A 20,840-nucleotide genomic window follows, 5' to 3' on the forward strand; every position below is an offset into this window, starting at 1 on the left:
GTTCTTTTTTATTATTTTAAATGACGTCTTGGAATATTAAAGCGTAATTTACGTTCAATAGCATTTAATTCAAAGTCATCTTTTGGAGCAACGAATAAACAAGTATACCCTTCTTCACCAGCGCGACCTGTACGTCCGATACGATGAATATAAGTTTCTGGTGTTTCAGGGATATCATAATTATAAATATGAGTCACTCCACTAATATCAAGGCCACGTGATGCTACATCTGTTGCAATTAAATATTGTAAATCAGCCTCTCTAAATGACTTTAAAATACGCTCGCGTTTATTTTGAGCAATGTCACTGTGAATGACTTGGGTATTGAAACCACGTTGCTTCATTTTAGCGAATAATTGATCAGCACGACGTTTCGTACGACAGAAAATAATCGCTAAAAATGGGTTATCTTCTTCAAGAACTTGACAAAGTGCATCAGCCTTCCAACGATCCGTCGTTTCAACTAATTCTTGCTTAATACTTTCAACAGCAACTTTTTTAGCTTCAATCGTAATCATTGTTGGATCATATGAATAACGGTACGCTAGACGTTTAACGTTTGGTGCCATTGTAGCAGAAAAACATAAGGTCTGTCTATTTCTTGGCGTTTGACGTAAGATTTGATCCACTTCATTTCTAAATCCCATTAATAACATTTGATCTGCTTCATCAATAACAACAGATTTGACTTTATCTAAAGTAATCGTTTGACGTTCTAGGTGATCAATTAAGCGACCTGGCGTTGCGATAATCAGATGAATTGATTTTTTTAGCTTATTTAATTGAGAACCAATGTTGCGACCTCCATATGCGGCTAAAACATTAATGTTTCGAATTTCTGCTAGTTTATTAGCTTCTTCTGTAATTTGCAAGGCTAATTCACGAGTTGGTGTAATAATCAAAGCTTGTGTTGCTTCGATATCAGGTGAAATATTTTCAAAAAGTGGCAGTAAGAATGCTAATGTTTTTCCAGTTCCAGTTTGGGCTTGAGCAATGACATCTTTATAATTTTTAATTAAGGGATAGCATTGTTCTTGAATAGGAGTAGGTGAAGTGATACCAGATTTTTTTAAAACTTGAATCAGATCATCACTAACACCTAATGTTTTAAAGTTCATATTGAATTACCTCTCGTTGTTAAATTTATTACCTTAATCATACCATAGTCTGATAGATTTACCTAATTTTCAATTTAAAAAAAGACCATCTTACCTAGATGGTCAAAGAACGATATATATCTAACACTACCCTCAATAAGAATTCATTCCCCAATGAACCCTTATAAGACTATTTTAACTCTAAAATAATGATAAAAAAAGTGTTCATTTGCACACAAAAGGCGGATTAATCAATAAAGATGATGATAATTTACTAATAAATGCAATAAAATGTATGAAATAGGAGGTAAAACACAAAACAAAAGAAAAAATGTGTTAAACTTTGGTTAGTTGAGAATAGAAGAGAAATGGGCTGATACAGGGAGTGATCGTAGTGACTAGCATGAATCACAATATCAAATTATATTGCGATAAATTATTACAGGATGAATCATACATTTTAAAGCTAATGTCAATTTTAGGGGATCAAAAACGTGGAAAAAAATTATCTTTATCTGATTTAGAACAGATTTTAATCTTTACTAAAAAACATCAATTAAAATTAGCACAGGCCGGCATGCTTCATGTGGTAGCATGGTTCAGTGGCGAAGATGGGATATATGATATTGCGATTGATTATTTGTTAGAGTCTTATCAGATTTATGAAAGTTTAAACGCAGTTGATGGAATGGTATCAGTATGTAATGCGTTAATGTGCGTGTATTTTCACACCGGACTCTATACGGAGAGTCAAGAATGGGGAGTAAAAGGAATTAAACTTTCAGAAGGTTTAGAAGATCCAAAATATGTGGCTCATCTTTTAGGAAATACCGTGATTCATTATTTAAGATTAGAAAAATATAAAGAAGCTCGAGAAGTTCAAGAAAGAGTTAATTATTTAAACATTAACACAACGAAAATGAATGAGTTAGTTTTTTTACAAACGGAAGCAGAATTATGTTTAGTAGAGGGTAATTTGAAAAAATCTAAAGTCATCTTAGATGACGTAATCAAGAGATCTTATGAATTAGGTTATCCGATTGCATTTGCTGATTCATTCCGTTTAAAGGCACGACTGCTACATAGTATGGGGGATGAAGTAGGAAGTGACTTGAATTTTCAAAAGAGTGAAGAAATTGCGATTCAATATCAGTTAAAACAGGAAAAAATGAAGACGTATTTGGAATGGGCAAAAATCTGTTTGCAACAAAAGCGATATGAAAAAGCCGAGGATTATTTGCTAAAAGCTTATCAACAGGCCAATCGAAAAGTTGATCCACTCTTTTTCTCACAATTATGTGGGACATTGATTGAGTTGTATAAAGCAATCCATGATTTTGAAAAGGCGTTAAACTATTATGAAATTAAGTATGAGCATGAAAAAACGTTAGAATTAGCTAGAACTGAGTTATGGGGTAAAAAGTTAACACAGGAAATGTCTGCATATGAATTAAGAATTATTAAAACGCTATATGATGAACTTCAAATTATTTCATCGATTGGTCAATCCTTAACAACGAATTTAAGTTATAAGCAACTATTATTAAGAATTCACGATGAATTAGCTAACTTGATTAGTTCTAATGTCATGGCGATAACAGAATTAAATCAGGAAGAAGAAAGTTTAAAATATGCTATCTATATGCAAGACGGGGACTATGTGGATTCAGGGCATATCCAACTTGATGATGAAAATAGTTTAGGTGTCTACTGTATTAAACATAAAAAAAGTTTAATTATCCATGATCTTTTAACAGAGTACAAACACTATCATCTTGAAAAAGATAAAACCATTTTACTTCAGAAGGGAATACAATCCTTATTATGTTGTCCCCTACTCATTCAAGATGAGGTAAAAGGTTACATTACCATTCAAAGTTATGAGAAAAATCAATACTCAGAGCGTGATTTAAGCAAGTTAAGTATATTAGCATCTTACATTGCTATCGCGCTTGAAAATGCTAAATTATATAAAAAGGCAAATTACTTAGCTCGTTATGATGGATTGACAGGTCTAAATAATCGAGTTCAAGTTCTAAAAAAAGGGGAACAAATGCTTAAATCGGCTCACAATGATCGCTGCTGTGTTTTAATGTTAGACATTGATCACTTTAAAAAGATTAATGACACATTTGGTCATCTAGTTGGAGATGAGGTGATTCAAAAAGTAGGATTACTTTTAACAAAGAAAGTTAATTCAAATATTCATATCGGACGATATGGAGGAGAAGAATTTGTTATTTTCTTGCAAGGTTATACTGAGTCGAAGGCATTAGTATTTGCTGAGAAAATCAGAGAAGAATTGTTAACCCTTAGCGTAAAAAGAATAAAAGAGCACTTTCCTTCAATTACGGCTAGTTTTGGCGTTTATGAATACGAACAAGGTTCTTTATCTGCGGAAGAAGGCATTCATTTTGCTGATCTGGCTATGTATTATTCTAAAACGACAGGACGTAATAAAGTGACGCCGTACAGCATGCTTGAAAATAAGGAGACTATTGCTTAATTTTATTAAGTAGTAGTTTTTTTATTAACCTTAAAAGACTCATCACTTAAGATTTATTTTAAATAGGCTTATACTAGAGTGTTGATGTGATAAAAGAAGGGGGCACATGCATAAGATTTAGTAAGGAATTTTATTACCTCTATGAGGCTTGATGGCAAAACGTGAGAGAGGTGCCTAATGAAAAAAAGTCACGGAATTGAAAAAGAAATTAAAAAACTTCGAATACATCTTTCACATTTACAAGAAAATAGCAAAAAAGCATCGCTTCATCTGTTAATGAATGAGGAAGCACTCATCCGAAAAAAAATTAAAATATTAAAACAACTACCAGATATGGAAGAATACGGGGGAGAAATTTTATATAATGACTATGTATTGTTATTAAACGATATTTCACGAAAAATCTTAAGTCATTACAATGAAGAAAATCAAACCGATTATAATTTTGAAGACCTCACCTCATCTTACAAAGAGGCTTTTATTAACAGTGGAATTTTATGTGTGCTACAAGGTATTTATCTTCCTAGATTAATGAATCATGATTTTCAATGCTATCTCCCAATTAACCCAAAAGATGAATATAAAAAAACGAGGCAAATGAAGCGAAAGTTTTATCTTCATCTTGGAGAAACGAATACAGGAAAAACTTATCATGCGATCGAGGCTTTGAAAAAATCTAAGCGCGGCATTTATCTAGCACCTTTACGTTTACTAGCTTTAGAAAATTATGAAAATCTAAATCAGTCTCAAATTCCCTGTCATCTTTTAACAGGGGAAGAAGAAATTATCGTCACGAATGCTAATCATATTAGCTGTACGATTGAAAAATTAGATTTGAATCAATTATATGATGTAGCCGTGATTGATGAAGTTCAGTTAATAGGCGATGTTATTAGAGGGGCGTCTTGGACAAAAGCAATCTTAGGATTAATGAGTCAAGACATTCATATTTGTGGTGCTTTAAATACAAAAAAATTATTAATTCAATTAATTGAGGATTGTGGTGAGGAATACGAGATAAAAGAATATTATCGGAATACTCCTTTGAAACTAGAGCAGACGCCGTATCAAATGAATAATCCTTCTGCTGGAGATGCGTTAATTGCTTTTTCTAAGAAAAAAGTTCTGGAGCTATCACGATATTATCAAGATCGAGGCTATAAAGTCAGTGTCATTTATGGCGATCTGCCACCTGAGGTGAGACGGTTACAATATTCGATGTTTAGTAGTGGAGAAAGTGAATTGTTAATTACAACAGATGCGATTGGAATGGGAGTTAATTTACCCATTAAACGTATTGTGTTTACGAGTTTAAAAAAATTTGATGGTGAAGATATTAGAGAGTTAACGTCACAAGAGGTCAAGCAAATTGCAGGTCGGGCTGGAAGGAAAGGAATCTATGAAGTTGGATATGTGACGAGTATCGATGAGTATTTGGGGAGGCTTCAAGAAAAATTAGAGTGCGAAGATCGATTGATTGAGAAAGCAATCATTGGACCGACGGAATTATTACTTCAAATAAAAGGGATTCCATTGATTGAAAAGTTAGCGATATGGTCTATGTATTATGACGAATTTTCGTATTATCAAAAAATGGATGTTAGCCATTATCTATTTATTTTAGAACAAATTAAGCCCTATAAATTATCGCAAAACGATCAATGGAAAGTGATGAAACTCCCCATTAATTTTACAAATCCAGAATTGTTAAATTTATTGTTGTTCTTTATTGAGGAAGTGTTTGTTGATGGGAACTTCGAATTAACTAAGCCAAAAATTCACTCAGAAGACCTCGATTTGTTAGAGATTCATTATCAAGAAGTTAATCTCTATTATAATTTTTCAAAATCATTTAATTTAATATTTGATGTGAATTGGGTATACCGAGAACGAGCGAAAATTAGTAAAAAATTAAATTATTTATTACACTGTCTTTAAATCAAAAAAAGAGCATTTATCTATGAGATAGATGCTCTTTTAACTATTAAGCGCGACTTAATTGCGTAATTTTTGTTTCAATTGGAGTTAAGAAGAATTGGATACAAGGTCCGATTAATAATGTTGCAATAATTGTTCCAAGACCTAATTTCCCACCTAACGTGAATCCAAGAACAACCAAGATAACATCAAATGTAATACGAACCCATTTATATTGCCACTTTAATTTATCGCAAATAATAATTGGTAATTGGTCTGTTGGTGCAACACTTAAATTAGCTGATTTTAAGATTGAGAATCCAATTGCAATAACAACACAGCTAATTGCAACGATAGCTAATCGAACGATTAAAGGTAATGATTCAATTCCAAGTGGATCGAATAATTGATTTAAAAGATCTAAAAAGGGTCCAGCTGTAACAACAGCTAAGAATGTTCCTAAACGAATATACTCACGCGCAAAAATTAAAATACCAACAAAGACAATTCCCATGAATAGCATGTTTGCTTGACCAACCGTGATGTGAAGAATATTTGATAAACCTTGCATAAAGATTGTGACTGAGTCTACTCCAGTATTTGATTTGATAAAGAATGAAACTCCAATTTGAATGATGAAGCATCCCACGATAAAGCATAAAATTCTAAAGATAAAATTTTTGAAATTCTTTTGTTTCATTATAGTCCCTCCGATAGTGTGTTTTACTTTTAGATAACGATTGATAAAAATGTGAATTTAAGACATGTTCTATATTCGAATTGCATGCGCTTTAAATTTATTAATTTCAGGTAATATCATACAAAAACAAATAGGAGTTGTCAATTAAAAAGTAAGCGAAAACATTGTTGCTATTATCAAATTTTATTTATTTTTTAAAACAATGTGGAGGTTTAGTGTATCCGTTTTTATTATAATACCAATGTTTTTGATGTTTTTTTGCACGAAGTAAATGTGACAAAAAAACATATATTTTTTATAGAAAATTGCAGATAAAAATTAAAAAAACATTTCAAAAAAATTACAATTATTGTTAATAAAAGATTAAAATGGTAAAATTGATGTATGAGTTCGTACTATTTTTAGGGGGTAAAAATAACATATATTAAAGCGCCTTATTTTATATTTTGATCAGGTGAAATGAATGAATCAATAAAAAATAGTCAAAGATGAAGGTGAATCATGAGATAGAAAGAATAGTAGTTAGGAGGGGCATGAAATAATGAATATTCAAGGAAGGTTTTCATCATACTTAGATGAATATAATAAAATTACGATCTTAGTACCAAAGAGTTATTATGGAGGGGAAATTGCACCTTTTAGATTAGTTAATCTAATGAATCAGGAAGTACTCGAGTTAAAAGTAGAAGAAAAATTTGATTTTGGAAATGAGCTAAAATATATTTTATCGATTCAAGGGTTTGTTGAAGTAGGGCAAGAATATAGGGTCATGGATTGTTATAATAATGATAGCTATTTATTTTTAGGCTATATTGCGAGAACAGATGAATTCGATAAGCGTTTTTATTATACTGGAGACGATTTAGGAGCGACTTACTCTAAGACAATGACACGCTTTAAATTATGGGCGCCAACAGCGACACAAGTCCAACTAGTCCTTTATGAAGAGGATGTGACGCATTATCGCAAAATGAAACGAAGATCAAAAGGAATTTGGGAATTAACGGTTTATCAAGATTTAGAGGGATATCGTTATCGTTATGAAATCGTAAATAATCTCGTTAAACAAGAAACCATTGATCCATATGGCATCGCATCGACTGCTAATGCGACTTATAGTGTCATTATTGATCCCGCTTTATGTGAAACAATTAATCATGATATTAGACCCCAACTTAATCAACCAACAGATGCCATTATTTATGAACTTAGTGTCAGAGATTTTACAATTAATGATGAATTCATTAGGCATAAAGGGAAATATTTAGGCTTAACAGAATGGTTAGAAGGGAGTAATACAGGACTAGATTATTTGAAAAATTTAGGTGTGACCCATATTCAATTACTTCCGATATTTGATTTTGAAGGTGTTGATGAATTAAATCCACAAAAAAGTTATAACTGGGGGTATAATCCTGTTCAATACAACGTTCCAGAAGGAAGTTATTCAACAGATGCCACGAATCCGTATGCTCGTATTAATGAATTAAGAAAATTAATTAATACACTACATGAAAATGGATTTGGTGTTATTATGGATGTGGTATACAATCACGTATATGAACGACGCACTTTTCCTTTTGATGCAATGGTTCCAACATACTTTTATCGCTATGACTATCAAGGAATGCCATCAGATGGAACAGGGTGTGGAAATGACTTAGCAACTAATCGATTAATGGTTCGCAAATTTGTATTAGACTCTGTAAAATTCTGGGTTGAAGAATATGGAATTGATGGGTTTAGATTTGACTTAATGGGGATTATAGATGTAGATACGATGAATGAAATTCATCAATTATGTGAGGAATTAAATCCATCGATTTTGATTTATGGAGAAGGCTGGGATATGAATACGCCACTTCCTCAAAATCAAAAAGCAGCTAAATTCAACGCTTATAAAATGCCTAAAATTGGACACTTTAACGACTCATTTAGAGATAATATAAAGGGTCATACTTTTAATCATCAAGAGCGTGGCCTAGCACTTGGAAACTTTGGATATGCGAATGTGGGAAAACAATTATTAGCAGGAAGTTCTGGATTAAGTGAAGGAGAAACGTATATGTTTTATCAACCTTCACAAAGTATAAACTACATTGAATGTCATGATAATCACACGTTATGGGATCGCATGCAACTTTCAAATGGTGATGAGAGTGATGAAATTCGTCAAAAACGTCAAATATTAGCGACAGCCATGGTTATTTTTGCGCAAGGGATTCCTTTTATCCAGTCTGGACAAGAATTCTTTAGAAGTAAAAAAGGAATTGAGAATAGCTATAATATGCCAGATGAAATTAATGCGATTAATTGGGAAGAGGCCAAATCACACCAATCAAGCATCGATTTGATAAGAGGATACATTCAAATTAGAAAGGCACATGGCGCTTTTAGATTTTCTAATTCTTTATTAGTAAAAAAACATCTTCGTATTTTTCAACATCATCATTCTGTGATAGAATATACTTTGAAAAATGTTAAAGAATATGGTGAATGGGACGAAATTCATGTCTTCTTCAATACACAAAATCGATCAGTAGAAATTCCGGTGATGACAAAAGGATTACAAATCATTGCAAATGCCTCTAAAAGTGGTTTAACCTCTTTAGGTGAAGTTGGAAATGAGCTTAGCATAGAACCTCTAAGTACAACGATTATCGTCAAATAAAGGAGATCCCACATGGAAGCAGATAAAGATATCATCAATCGATTAAAACGGGTCGAAGGACAAAATAGAGAAATGATTCGAATGATTGAAGAAGAAAAAGATTGTCGTTCGGTTATTCATCAAATGAATGCTGCTAAAACAGCCATTGATCGAGCCATTGGTTATACAGTGGCCAATCATCTAGAAAATAGTATTTAGCAGTATATTGAAGCAAAGAATAAAGATAATCAAGTATTAGAAGAGGCAATTGATTTGGTTATCAGAAGTAGATAGGGAAAAATCCTTAGCACTGCTAAGGATTTTTTATTAGAGAAATGGAGTGTTACGATGACAAATCAAGTAAACATCAAGATTTTAGGTGTAGAAGATGCTCTAATTTTAAATGCCATGCAAGTATTGAATCAGACATTTTTTACAAGTTCAACCATTAATGAATCAGAACAGCCGGACCTAATCTTTTATTATGAAGAAAAAAAAGAAGGAGATGAACTAATCGTCACAGGAACGTTAAATCAAGACGTTCAAACGATTCGTCGTCAACTTGAAGCAAATGAATCAAAGACACGTAAGTATGCCTATTTAGCCGTTTATTTACTCCTATTACAACATCATACCGGCCATATTCAGGCGTGGGGACTGTTAAACGGAATGCGTCCAACAAAACTGGTTCACGGAATGAAAAAACGAGGTTATTCCGATCAAGAAATTAAAGAATACATGCAGGCTGAATACTTAGTCAGTGATGAAAAAATCAATTTATTACTTGATGTTGCGAACCACCAATTAAAAGTTATTCCAGACTTACATACCATCCAAAATGAAATTAGTCTTTATATTGGAATTCCATTCTGTCCGACACGATGTGCGTATTGTACCTTCCCAGCATATGCACAAGAACCGTTCAAAAAATGGATTGAACCCTTCCTTGAAGCACTGCTAGAAGAAATTAAATTAGTTGGAGCGTTCATTAAAGAACGTCAACTCAAAATTACATCCATTTACTTTGGTGGAGGAACAGCAACTTCTTTAACAAAAGAGCAGTTTGAAAAACTATTAATCACGGTATATGAACACGTGGCTAATGCTTCTGAAGTTCGTGAAATCACAGTAGAAGCGGGACGTCCAGATACCATTACACCCGAAAAATTATCATTATTAAAAGAATATGACATCCATCGTATCAGCATTAATCCGCAATCATTTAATCAAGCAACGCTTGACAGTATTGGTCGCCATCATACGGTAGAAGATGTCATAGATAAATTTAAAATGGCTAAAGAATACGATTTTGATAATATTAATATGGACTTAATTGTTGGGCTTCCTGATGAAGGAGAAAAAGAATTAGCCTATACATTAAGTCAAATCGAAGAACTTCAACCTGAATCATTGACGGTTCATATGTTAGCCTTTAAACGTAGTTCAAAAATTACTCAAAATCGCGGGTTATATACGACAGCAAGTAAAGAAGAGTTAGAACGTATGAGTCGAATGACGTATGATTTTGCAAAAGAACAACAGTATTTACCTTATTATTTATACCGTCAGAAAAATATTTCCGCTAATATGGAGAACATTGGGTATTCCAAAGAAGGACATGAAAGCATCTATAATATTTTAATTATGGAAGAAGCTCAAAATATTTTAGGTCTTGGCGTTGGAGCTTCGAGTAAATACTTAATTGGAACGTCAGTTCATAATCCAAAAGACTTAAAAACGTATATTGATTCTTATCAAACGTATGCAACTAAGAAAATTGAAACGCTAATTGAAAGTTTAGAAATAGGTGATACCCATGCAAATTAAAGATTTAAAAGTAAAAGAAGTTCAAACCATCCAAGTGTTAATCAAATCTGTTAACGTCGCTAAAAATGCAGCGCAAAAATCATATTTAAGATTTGAATTTGTTGATCAAACGGGTACTATTTTCGCAAATAAATGGAGTGTTAAACCAGAAGAAATAACGCTATTTCATCCAGGCCAAGTTGTAAAGGTTAAAGGTCTTATTCAACTTTATAATACCCAAAAACAAATCAATATCGAAACAGTAGAGCCCGTAGAAGGGGATCTTGATATTTCTAAATATGTCATGGCCTCTGCTTATCCAGCAGATGTCTTAAAAAGCAACATCGAAACGTTTGTCAATCAAATGCAAGAGGGGTACTATAAAAATATTGTAAATGCCTTTTTAAGCAAATATGAGACTGAATTTTACCGTCATCCCGCTGCAAGTCGTATGCATCATGCTTTTATTTCAGGACTTGCACAACATGTCTATGAAATGTTGAAAATCGCAGCCGTGTATTGTGACATGTATGAGATGCTGAATCGAGAATTAGTGTATGCAGGTATTATTTTACATGATATGGGGAAATTATTTGAAATGACATGTGAAAATCTTGTCAGCACGGAATATACCTTAGAAGGGTTAATGGTGGGGCATATCAGCATGATGGTGTCACTCATTGATGAAATGTCTAAAGAACTAGAGTGCGAGGGAGAAGAATCTATCTTATTAAAACATATGATAATTGCACATCATGGTAAATTAGAATGGGGATCACCAAAAGAACCAATGATTGCAGAAGCAGAATTAGTTCATTACTTAGATGTTGTTTCTGCGAAAATGACGGCTCTTGAGACGGCTTTTAAAACTTGCGAAATTTCTCAAATGAGTGAACGGGTTCCTATGCTCGATAATCGCCGTTTTTATAAACACAAATAAAAAAAGACTGAGAAGGATTTAATTTCTTCTCAGTCTTTTTTTTATTCAGCGGCTTCTTCTGTGTTATCAGAAGCGTCTGTTCCTTCATCAGTTGTTACATCATCAGTTGTTACATCATCTGATGATTGAGTAGCAGTTTCTTCAGTTGTTGTGTTATCAGTTCCTTCTTCAGCAGATAAAGAATCTTGAATGTTAGCTACGATTGCATCATAACGTTTTTGAACTGATTCATCTGTGAATTTAACATTTGCTTCTGTACGATATTTAATTAAAATCGCTTCTAATTTTAATTGAGTATATTCTTCAGAGCGAATTGTTGTTTCTAATTCATCTTTTAAATCATCGAATGATGGCTTTTCATCTTCTGCATATTTGTAGATAACATGGTATCCATATTGTGTTTTAACGGGTTCTTCAGTGTATTCACCAACGTTTAAAGCAAATGCGGCATTTTCAAATTCAGATACCATTTGACCTTTTCCAAATGATCCTAAATCTCCGCCATTTGATGCTGAACCATCTTTACTATATTCTTTTGCTAATTCTTCGAATTTAGCTTCTTTATCTTCGGCAGCATCTAATTGTGCAATTAAATCTTTAGCTGTTTCTTCATCTTCTACTAAGATGTGACGAGCGCTAATATTTGGTTTGTATTCATTATAAGCGGCTTGTAATTGTTCGTCAGTAATTGGGTATTCAGCAGCGAAAGCAGCATCTTGTAAGGCAGCAAGTTTGAAGTAATTGAAGATTTCCTCATCGTTCATTAATCCGTATTGTGCCATATAAGCATAGTAGTTGCTTCCCCAGTTCACTTTAAACTCATCGATTAAAGCTTTAACCTCTTTCTCATCATAAGAGTATTTATCTTCTAATAGATGAGTATCAAGGATTGAGATTCCAGTTGATAATCCATAGGCAGGAACTAATTCATTATATAAGTCTTCAACAGTATATTCTTTTTCATTTGTTTTAGCGATTAAATCACTCTTAGTTTTGTTTTCAGTATAAGTTGAAGAGATTTCTTTGTATTGATCTTGTAAGAACGTATTATAGATTGTAAATCCAGCATCCTCACGCTCTTTAGCAAGGGCAGCTACAACAACTTCATCTGTCATTTTTTCTTTTACTAATGTTTCTGTAATTGAATCTCTTACCTCATCAAGCGTTGGAATTTCTTCAGTTGTAGCTTCTTCAGTTGTTGTTTCATCAGTAGTTGCTTCAGAAGAAGATTCCTCAATTGTTGTTTCCTCTTTTTTATATGTTTCGTCGTAACGCGCTTGAATTTCTTCATCTGTTACAGTAATTGATGCTTTAACAGCAGCTTCACGATATAAATTTAATGCTAAATATTCGCGAACCTCCTCTTCAGAATTGAATCCTTGAAGAGCTAAGAATTGATCGAAGTCGGAATAAATTGATTTATACATGTCAATCATTTGATCAATTTGAGTCGTATCAATCTCATATTTTGTTGATAAAACATCGTAATCCACTTGATTAAGTAGAGCTACAATTCCTCCAGTTTCAACCATGTCATTGAATAATTCTTGCTTAGTTACGTTGTATACATCTGATGTAATAAAATTCTCGTTACCATTTGGTAATTTAATGCTCACTTCATCTTTATTTGAACAGGCACCTAACGTTAAGGTTACGGCTAGTGCGGCTGCTGCAGCGAAGTACTTTTTCATCACTTTCACATCCTCTTAATTGGTATATTATAACGTTTTTAATGATAGCATTTTTCAAAATGGGTAACAATATATTTTTGGTAGGTTTTTGTGGAATTTCGGTAAAAACATAAACCAAATTATGAATTTACCATAGTATATATTAGCTCAGGAAACTTAGTGGGAAATTTGAAAGGAGTTGAGATTAATGTTCGGTAATGGTTGTGCATTTATCTTAGTATTATTCATCCTATTAGTTATCATCGGATGTGGATGCGGATGCGGATTTGGAGCTTTCTAATTAAGCTGTAAATCAATTCCTAGATAAAGAAAGTTTCAATGTTCTTTTCTTAAAAAGAACAAAAAATTAGTGATTATTAAGGGAGCGAACTTGTTATGTGTGGAAATAGCTGTGCATTTATTTTAGTCTTATTCATCTTATTAGTGATTATTGCATGCGGATGTGGATGCGGATTTGGAGCTTTCTAATCAGGCTTTAAATTAATTCCTAGATAAAAAGGTTTCAGTGTTCTTTTCTTAAAAGAACAAAAAATTAGTGATTATTAAGGGAGCGAGTTAGTTATGTGTGGAAATAATTTTGCATTTATTTTAGTCTTATTTATTTTATTAGTAATCATCGGATGCTGCTGTGGTGTTGGACTAGGTTGCTAACGATATAAATACGAAAAAATTTGTAAATGGTTAAAGTGTGAAGTGAAAATATCACCATTGTTTTCTATTAGAATGGGACAGAAGAGGGTGGTGAGGAAGAGACTTAACGAAAGTTAAGTCTCTTTTTTTGTAAAAGGTAACGCCTAATATAGTGTCTGACAATCATCATAACCTTATACTTTAAAATAAGAAAATGTTAAATTGAACAAAGGAAATGATCCTATTGATTGTGTTTTTAAATGGTATCTTTTGATGGGAAAGGGACTTTAATTATAAAGGCATGTTCTTTCGACATTTAAGAGTGGGAAAATGGAAGTATAAAACGATTACAAACAGAGATTGTGTGAAATATTACAGAATGAAAAAATAAATATTATTAATACGTGGATGGCACATTGCAAAGCAATAGGGGGTATCGTATAATCTCCTTGAAATCCAAAATAAAGGGGAGGTTATTATGGAACATACAAGCTTAACATCAGAGAATTTCAATAAGCTAGATGTGTTTATTCAATCACATTTAAGTGAGACGGAAGGGTTGATGCCAATTTTACATGAGGCGCAAGATATTTTTGGTTACATTCCATTAGAAGTTCAAAAGTTTATTTCAAATCGCACTGGGATTTCAGTTTCAAGAATTCATGGGGTCGTGACTTTTTATTCTCAATTTTCAACTGAACCAAAAGGTGAAAATGTGATCGGGGTCTGTTTAGGAACAGCTTGTTATGTAAAAGGTGCTCAAGCAATTTTACAGAAATTCAAAGAGGAATTAGGGATTGAACCTGAACAAACAACATCAGATGGAAAATTTTCATTGGTAGCTACAAGATGTATTGGTGCTTGTGGACTAGCACCGGTTATTACAATTAATGACGATGTTTACGGAAAGATGGATGCTTCACAAGTATCTAGTATTCTTAAAAAATACAACTAGTGAATTATTCAATTATGTAAGCGTTGTATTTTTTAGAAGGTAGAAATGGGGGAACATTGTTGAAAGTATCAACGATTATGAGTCTTCTAGATGCAAAGTGCTTCACTAAATTTCAATTAGATGATGAGATTGAGAGTGCTTTTGCCTGCGATTTGATGAGTGATGTTTTGGCATATGTTAATCAAGATATTTTATTGATTACTGGTCTTGCTCATGTACAGACCCTACGTACAGCTGAAATGTTAGATATTAAGTACATTGTATTTGTAAGAGGAAAGCAACCCAATCAAGAGATGATTGAATTAGCTAAACATCATCATATGATTTTACTAGGAACGCATTTAACGATGTATGAAGCAAGTGGAATTTTATATCAAGAGGGATTAGTTGGATTACAAGTCTGATGAAATGGCAGGGTGGCTAAATGAAGAATAATATACGATTTGTGTTTAAAGTAAAAGCAGATGATTTTTTGAATGCAGGAAAAGTATCGAGTGAAATTAAAAAATACTTGTCTCAGCTTGGGTTGTCTAGAGAACTGATTCGGAAAATTGTCATTTGCTCTTATGAAGCAGAAGTTAATTTAGTCATTCACTCACTGGGTGGAGACATTGAATTAGAAATTTCAAATTCAGCTATTCATCTATATTCTATTGATCAAGGTCCAGGCATTGAAAATATTAATTTAGCGATGAAAGCGGGTTTTTCGACTGCATCAGAAAAAGCCCGTGAAATGGGATTTGGTGCCGGAATGGGATTGCCGAATATGAAAAAACATTCAGATGAGTTTGAAATTAAATCATCGAATGGCGGAACATTTATTCGTATGACATATTTCATTCCTAGTTAGGAGGTTAATGAAATGAAAGGATATAATCATCGCATTAAAATAAACTTTGATGATTGTATCGGTTGTACACGATGTATGCGTGTTTGTCCTACGGAAGCAATTCGAATTGTCAATGGAAAAGTCAAATTAATAGAAGAAAAGTGTGTGAATTGCGGAGCATGTTTTACAACTTGCCATGTTCATGCCTTTGACTTAAAAAAAGAGCGATTAGAAGAATTAAATCAATATCCGTTTAATGTGGCTATTTTACCGATTGCGATTTATGGCATGATAAAAGATTTAGAAGATTTAAATATTGTGTACCAAACGTTATATGATATTGGATTCGATGCTGTTTTTGATAGTTCAATTGTTTATGAATGTGTAGGAGAAAAAATTGAATCTTATGTGACAAGTTGCAAGCTGTCTAATATGCCATATATTTTGACGCACTGTCCCAGTGTGGTCAAACTTATTCAAGTTAAGTATTCTGATTTGAATCATCATCTTGTTCCATTTGATTTTCCAATTGAAATTTGTGCCAAGTTAATTCGAAAAAGGTATGCAAAGCAACTAAAGATGAATCCAGATGAAGTCGGAATTAGTTATATCAGCGAATGTTTAGCTAATTATATGGAAATAAAACAACCGATCGGTAAAAAGGAATCTAATATTAATTTCGTCTTTTTACTTTCAACTATTTTCAAAGATATTTTAAAGCATATTGAAAATGATCCGCCTCAAACGCTGAATCACACGGTTTCTTTAAACGGAATTTTATGTGCTAAAGTAGGTGGGATTAGAAGAATTACCCAATTAATTGATTGTTTATCTGTTGATGGAATGAATCAAGTGGTTGAAATTTTAGAAAAATTAGATATGGGGCAATTGAATCATATCAATGTTTTAGAGTGTTATGCATGTGTAGGTGGCTGTGTTGGAGGGACATTCACACTTGAAAATCCATTCATTGCTAAGAGTAAAATTAATCGTCTCGTCAAAAGTGTGATTCCTTCAGATTCGTTGGAAAAACAAATGCTAAAAGAATTGTCTGATACCTATGATTGGGTATTTGAAAGTGAATTAGAGCATTTTGATATTTCAAAATTAGATGATGATTTCTTTACTTCATTAGTCAAATTACAACAGATTAATGACATCTATCATCAGCTCCCAAATATTGATTGTTGTGCATGTGGGTCACCTTCTTGTCGAGCTTTGGCGGAAGATATTGTTGCTGGATTAAAACGATTAGAGGATTGTATTGTTTTAACACAGAAAAAAAGAGGTGATAATGTTGACACTTAGTCAAGTTTTATTAGATTCAAGATTAACATTAATTTGTGGTGAAGATTTAGAAATAACACAGGTTGAAGGCTTTTATATTGGTGATTTATTGAGCTTTGTCATGGGAAAAGCGAAAAAAGGCCAGTTATGGCTAACCGTTCAAGCTCATCCTAATGTGATTGCAATTGCAAGTCTTTTAGAATTAAGTGGGGTTATTGTTTTAGAAGGGGTTAAAATCCCAGAAGAAACCATTCAATTAGCAAAAGAGCACAAGATAGCATTGATGCAAACAAATAGTAGTGCAGTTGAAATGATTCAAGCATTACTGTCGTTAAGTTAAAGAATGAAGCTGTACTATGACTTACATATTCATTCGGCCTTATCACCTTGTGCTGATGAGTCTATGACCCCAAATAATATTGTCTTAATGGCTAAAATTAAAGGTCTCGATATGATTTCACTGACCGATCATAATAGTGTCAAAAATATGGGACCAGTTGCTAAGATTTGTGAAAAAGAGAATATCTTATTTATTCCAGGTATTGAAATTGAGACCATTGAAGGAGTACACCTACTTTGCTATACCGATAGTTTAGAAGCGATGATGAAAATAGGGGAAGTTACTGAAAAACATCTAGGGATGATTGAAAATCGTCCTGAATTTTTTGGAACTCAGTGGGTCATGAATGAAAAGGATGAAGTGATTGAAAGGGTTAAACCACTGTTAATTCAATCGACCACGCTAACGATTCAAGATGTTATTAAATTGGTCCATGAAATAGGAGGTGTTGTCATAGCTGCGCATCTGAATAAAAGAGAACACAGTATTTTGACAAACCTAGGGTTCATTCCTCCAGATTTATTAATTGATGGTGTTGAATTAAATGCCTACGTTTTAAAAAAAGATAAAGCCTCGCCTAAATGGGGAGACTATTTAGTTTTTATTAATTCTGATGCCCATCAATTAGGCGATATCAGTGAAGCTGAAAATGTCATAATTTTAGAAAATAAGTCTCGCTTCGACTTTTTTTCTTATGTTAAGAAGGAGGAGAAATGAGAGATCTTTCCTTACACTTATTAGATTTAACAATGAACTCGATTCGTGCAAAGGCAACACTCATCGAAATTAAGTTCATTGAATCTAAAAAAAATGATCAACTCATCATGGTCATTAAAGATAATGGATGTGGCATGAGTCAAAAGATGTTAGAGCAAGTTAAAAATCCATTTTTTACAACCCGTACGACCCGAAAAGTTGGACTTGGGATTCCCCTTTTAATGGCGATGTCTTCAAGATGTGAGGGAGACGTCTTCATTCAATCTGAAATCGGGGTTGGGACTGAAGTGAGGAGTACAATCAAACTTAGTCATATTGATCGACCTCCTTTTGGTGAGATTCATAATACGATTGCATCTTTAATTTATTTAGAACCAAACATTGATTTTATCTATGAGCATCAAAATGATGAGTTAGACTATTTATTTTCTACACAACTTGTGAAAGAAGTGATCAAGGATTTACCGATTAATCATCAAGAGGTGATGAATTGGATTAATAAAGAATTAAAAGAAGGGGATTTTGCCTTCACAACTTACTAATAGTAAAGGGGTTCTGATATGAAAACTTTAAAGGAATTAGAAGAAATCCGTGAAAAAACCTTAAAGAATTTACAATTGCGCGATCATGAAGGGAAAGAAGTTCGTGTGGTTGTTGGAATGGGGACTTGCGGTATTTCAGCAGGGGCACGTCCTGTTTTGAATGAATTAGTTAATGAAGTGAATCAAAGACATCTTGAACATGTCGTGATTACTCAAACAGGATGTATTGGAATGTGTACATATGAGCCGATGTTTGATGTTTTTGATGCATTTGGGAAAACAACTTATGTTCATATGACACCTGAAAAAGTTAAAAAAGTAGTTTTAGAACATTTAGTTAATGGAAACATCGTATCAGAATATACAATTGGTGCAGTGACGAACTAGTAAAAAATAGAAGGAGGGGTATAGATGCAGTTTTATCGGTCACATGTTTTGATTTGTGGGGGAACAGGTTGTACATCATCAAAATCAAAGGAAATTAAACATGAACTTGTTAATCATCTTGTACGGTTAGGACTTGATAAAGAGGTACAAGTGGTTATGACTGGGTGCTTTGGTCTTTGTGAAGCTGGACCTATCGTTATCGTTTATCCAGAAGGAACGTTCTATTCTAAAGTTCAAGTTAGCGATGCAGTACGTATTGCAGAAGAACACTTATTAAAAGGTCGTATTATTAAAGATCTTTTATTCAAAGAAGCTTTAGAAGAAGGTGAAATTAAAGCAGTTAATGAAGTAGAATTTTATGCCAAACAAACAAGGGTTGCTCTGAGAAATTGTGGGAATATTAACCCAGAAAATATCGATGAGTATATTGCACATGATGGATATCGTGCCTTAGGAAAAGCTTTGACTGAAATGACACCAGAACAAGTCATTGAAGAAGTTAAAAAATCAGGATTAAGAGGCCGTGGTGGTGGTGGTTTTACAACAGGTCTTAAATGGGAGTTTACTTATAAATCAAAATCAGATAAAAAATATGTGGCCTGTAATGCAGATGAAGGGGATCCTGGAGCCTTTATGGATCGTTCTATTTTAGAGGGAGATCCACACTCAGTTTTGGAAGCAATGGCTTTGGCTGGATACGCTATCGGGGCTGATACAGGATATATTTATGTTCGCGCTGAATATCCGATTGCTGTTAAACGGTTAAGCATTGCCATTGAACAAGCACGAGAATATGGATTACTTGGTCATGGAATTTTCGGAACAGATTTTAATTTTGATATTGAGTTACGACTAGGTGCGGGAGCTTTTGTTTGCGGTGAAGAAACAGCTTTAATTGAATCAATTGAAGGAAAACGCGGGATGCCAAGGCCAAGACCACCATTTCCAGCTGTTAAAGGGGTATGGGGAAAACCAACGTTATTAAACAATGTTGAAACTTATGCCAATGTTCCACTCATTATTTTAAAAGGTGGAGAGTGGTTCGCAAGGATTGGGACTGAAAAATCAAAAGGAACAAAAGTTTTTGCTTTAGGTGGAAAGATTAACAACACCGGATTAGTTGAAATTCCAATGGGAACAACATTAAAAGAAGTGATTTACGGTATTGGAGGAGGGATTCCAAACGGTAAAAAATTTAAAGCTGCACAAACTGGAGGACCATCAGGAGGATGTCTAACAGAAGAACTGTTAGATACAGAAATTGACTTTGATAATTTAGTGAAGCTTGGATCTATGATGGGATCAGGTGGAATGATTATTATGGATGAAGATAACTGTATGGTTGATATCGCAAGGTTTTATTTAGATTTTACATGTGATGAGTCATGTGGAAAATGTACACCTTGTCGTGAAGGAACAAAACGCATGATGGAAATTTTAAATAGAATTACCGAAGGAAAAGGTGAGCTTTCCGATTTAGATGAGTTAGAACATTTAGCAGAATATATTAAATCAAGTTCTTTATGTGGACTCGGTCAAACAGCACCCAATCCAGTTCTATCAACACTCTCTCATTTTAAGGATGAGTATTTAGCTCATGTTGTTGATAAACGCTGTCCATCAGGGGTTTGTACGAAGTTATTAGAATACTTTATTACCGATAAATGTATTGGATGTGGAATGTGCGCCAAAGCCTGCCCAGCATCATGTATTAAACCGGTTGGTGAAGTAGTGAATGAAAAAACAGGACGTCGTCGTCATGTGATTAATAAAGTAGATTGCATTAAGTGTGGGGCTTGTATGGCTACTTGTCCACCAAAAATTAGTGCAATTGTAAAGCGATAGG

Annotated in this window: 20 protein-coding genes; 17 read left to right on the plus strand and 3 right to left on the minus strand. The window is 33.4% G+C overall.

What is annotated here, in order from left to right:
* Positions 1 to 11: 11 nt before the first annotated feature.
* Entirely contained in the window at positions 12 to 1,118 is a 1,107-nt protein-coding gene (locus HMPREF9402_RS11220) for a DEAD/DEAH box helicase (RefSeq protein WP_006785679.1), read from the minus strand.
* 382 nt (positions 1,119 to 1,500) lie between these two features.
* Between HMPREF9402_RS11220 and HMPREF9402_RS11225 the strand changes: the two genes are divergently transcribed.
* Together HMPREF9402_RS11225 and HMPREF9402_RS11230 are read left to right on the plus strand one after the other, a co-directional pair.
* Complete coding sequence (locus tag HMPREF9402_RS11225; RefSeq protein WP_155062257.1) at positions 1,501 to 3,603, plus strand: sensor domain-containing diguanylate cyclase; 2,103 nt, start codon at positions 1,501 to 1,503, stop codon at positions 3,601 to 3,603.
* Positions 3,604 to 3,780: 177 nt separating this feature from the next.
* Positions 3,781 to 5,541, plus strand: coding sequence for a helicase-related protein (locus HMPREF9402_RS11230; protein ID WP_006785681.1), 1,761 nt, complete (start codon positions 3,781 to 3,783; stop codon positions 5,539 to 5,541).
* A 46-nt stretch (positions 5,542 to 5,587) separates the two neighbouring features.
* Here the strand turns inward: HMPREF9402_RS11230 and HMPREF9402_RS11235 are convergent, their stop codons facing one another.
* A complete protein-coding gene (locus tag HMPREF9402_RS11235) occupies positions 5,588 to 6,220 on the minus strand; it encodes a YczE/YyaS/YitT family protein (protein WP_006785682.1) in 633 nt (210 codons plus the stop codon).
* A 541-nt stretch (positions 6,221 to 6,761) separates the two neighbouring features.
* Between HMPREF9402_RS11235 and pulA the strand changes: the two genes are divergently transcribed.
* From pulA to HMPREF9402_RS11255, 4 genes are all read left to right on the plus strand, one after another.
* Positions 6,762 to 8,891 carry a type I pullulanase gene (pulA, locus tag HMPREF9402_RS11240; RefSeq protein WP_006785683.1) on the plus strand — a complete coding sequence of 710 codons (2,130 nt, stop codon included), beginning with the start codon at positions 6,762 to 6,764 and terminating at the stop codon, positions 8,889 to 8,891.
* Between the two features lie 12 nt (positions 8,892 to 8,903).
* Entirely contained in the window at positions 8,904 to 9,089 is a 186-nt protein-coding gene (locus HMPREF9402_RS11245; protein WP_006785684.1) for a metal-sensing transcriptional repressor, read from the plus strand.
* 129 nt (positions 9,090 to 9,218) lie between these two features.
* Entirely contained in the window at positions 9,219 to 10,697 is a 1,479-nt protein-coding gene (gene hemZ / locus HMPREF9402_RS11250) for a coproporphyrinogen dehydrogenase HemZ (RefSeq protein WP_006785685.1), read from the plus strand.
* Positions 10,687 to 11,616: a 3'-5' exoribonuclease YhaM family protein gene (locus HMPREF9402_RS11255; protein WP_006785686.1), complete on the plus strand. Its 930-nt coding sequence runs from the start codon at positions 10,687 to 10,689 to the stop codon at positions 11,614 to 11,616. The genes hemZ and HMPREF9402_RS11255 overlap by 11 nt, the downstream gene beginning before the upstream one ends.
* 41 nt (positions 11,617 to 11,657) lie before the next feature.
* On the opposite strand, the gene HMPREF9402_RS14020 is transcribed toward HMPREF9402_RS11255, so the two are convergent.
* The gene (locus HMPREF9402_RS14020; RefSeq protein ID WP_009607414.1) at positions 11,658 to 13,307 is read right to left on the minus strand and encodes a peptidylprolyl isomerase; all 1,650 of its coding nucleotides are present in this window, start codon (positions 13,305 to 13,307) and stop codon (positions 11,658 to 11,660) included.
* A gap of 187 nt (positions 13,308 to 13,494) precedes the next feature.
* Between HMPREF9402_RS14020 and HMPREF9402_RS14245 the strand changes: the two genes are divergently transcribed.
* The 11 genes from HMPREF9402_RS14245 (at position 13,495) to nuoF (ending at position 20,839) form a co-directional block, all read left to right on the plus strand.
* On the plus strand, positions 13,495 to 13,587 hold the full coding sequence (locus HMPREF9402_RS14245) for a YjcZ family sporulation protein (protein ID WP_081448248.1): 93 nt from the start codon (positions 13,495 to 13,497) through the stop codon (positions 13,585 to 13,587).
* Positions 13,588 to 13,868: 281 nt separating this feature from the next.
* On the plus strand, positions 13,869 to 13,958 hold the full coding sequence (locus HMPREF9402_RS14255) for a YjcZ family sporulation protein (RefSeq protein WP_081448250.1): 90 nt from the start codon (positions 13,869 to 13,871) through the stop codon (positions 13,956 to 13,958).
* A 457-nt stretch (positions 13,959 to 14,415) separates the two neighbouring features.
* A complete protein-coding gene (locus HMPREF9402_RS11265; protein WP_006785688.1) occupies positions 14,416 to 14,892 on the plus strand; it encodes an NADH-quinone oxidoreductase subunit NuoE family protein in 477 nt (158 codons plus the stop codon).
* Between the two features lie 59 nt (positions 14,893 to 14,951).
* Positions 14,952 to 15,296, plus strand: coding sequence for a hypothetical protein (locus HMPREF9402_RS11270; protein ID WP_006785689.1), 345 nt, complete (start codon positions 14,952 to 14,954; stop codon positions 15,294 to 15,296).
* A gap of 20 nt (positions 15,297 to 15,316) precedes the next feature.
* Positions 15,317 to 15,742, plus strand: a complete 426-nt coding sequence (locus tag HMPREF9402_RS11275; RefSeq protein ID WP_006785690.1) for an ATP-binding protein — start codon at positions 15,317 to 15,319, stop codon at positions 15,740 to 15,742.
* Positions 15,743 to 15,754: 12 nt separating this feature from the next.
* On the plus strand, positions 15,755 to 17,029 hold the full coding sequence (locus tag HMPREF9402_RS11280) for a [Fe-Fe] hydrogenase large subunit C-terminal domain-containing protein (RefSeq protein ID WP_009607416.1): 1,275 nt from the start codon (positions 15,755 to 15,757) through the stop codon (positions 17,027 to 17,029).
* Entirely contained in the window at positions 17,016 to 17,348 is a 333-nt protein-coding gene (locus tag HMPREF9402_RS11285; protein ID WP_229040068.1) for a hypothetical protein, read from the plus strand. Before HMPREF9402_RS11280 ends, HMPREF9402_RS11285 begins: the two co-directional genes overlap by 14 nt.
* A gap of 3 nt (positions 17,349 to 17,351) precedes the next feature.
* Positions 17,352 to 18,065 (plus strand): PHP domain-containing protein, encoded by a 714-nt coding sequence (locus HMPREF9402_RS11290; RefSeq protein ID WP_006785693.1) that lies wholly within the window; start codon positions 17,352 to 17,354, stop codon positions 18,063 to 18,065.
* On the plus strand, positions 18,062 to 18,607 hold the full coding sequence (locus tag HMPREF9402_RS11295) for an ATP-binding protein (protein WP_006785694.1): 546 nt from the start codon (positions 18,062 to 18,064) through the stop codon (positions 18,605 to 18,607). The genes HMPREF9402_RS11290 and HMPREF9402_RS11295 overlap by 4 nt, the downstream gene beginning before the upstream one ends.
* 18 nt (positions 18,608 to 18,625) lie before the next feature.
* Positions 18,626 to 18,994, plus strand: a complete 369-nt coding sequence (locus tag HMPREF9402_RS11300; RefSeq protein ID WP_006785695.1) for a (2Fe-2S) ferredoxin domain-containing protein — start codon at positions 18,626 to 18,628, stop codon at positions 18,992 to 18,994.
* Between the two features lie 24 nt (positions 18,995 to 19,018).
* Positions 19,019 to 20,839 carry an NADH-quinone oxidoreductase subunit NuoF gene (nuoF, locus tag HMPREF9402_RS11305; RefSeq protein ID WP_006785696.1) on the plus strand — a complete coding sequence of 607 codons (1,821 nt, stop codon included), beginning with the start codon at positions 19,019 to 19,021 and terminating at the stop codon, positions 20,837 to 20,839.
* Position 20,840 lies beyond the last annotated feature (1 nt).

It is taken from the genome of Turicibacter sp. HGF1 (genome assembly GCF_000191865.1).
In the GTDB taxonomy this organism is placed as follows: domain Bacteria; phylum Bacillota_I; class Bacilli_A; order MOL361; family Turicibacteraceae; genus Turicibacter; species Turicibacter sanguinis.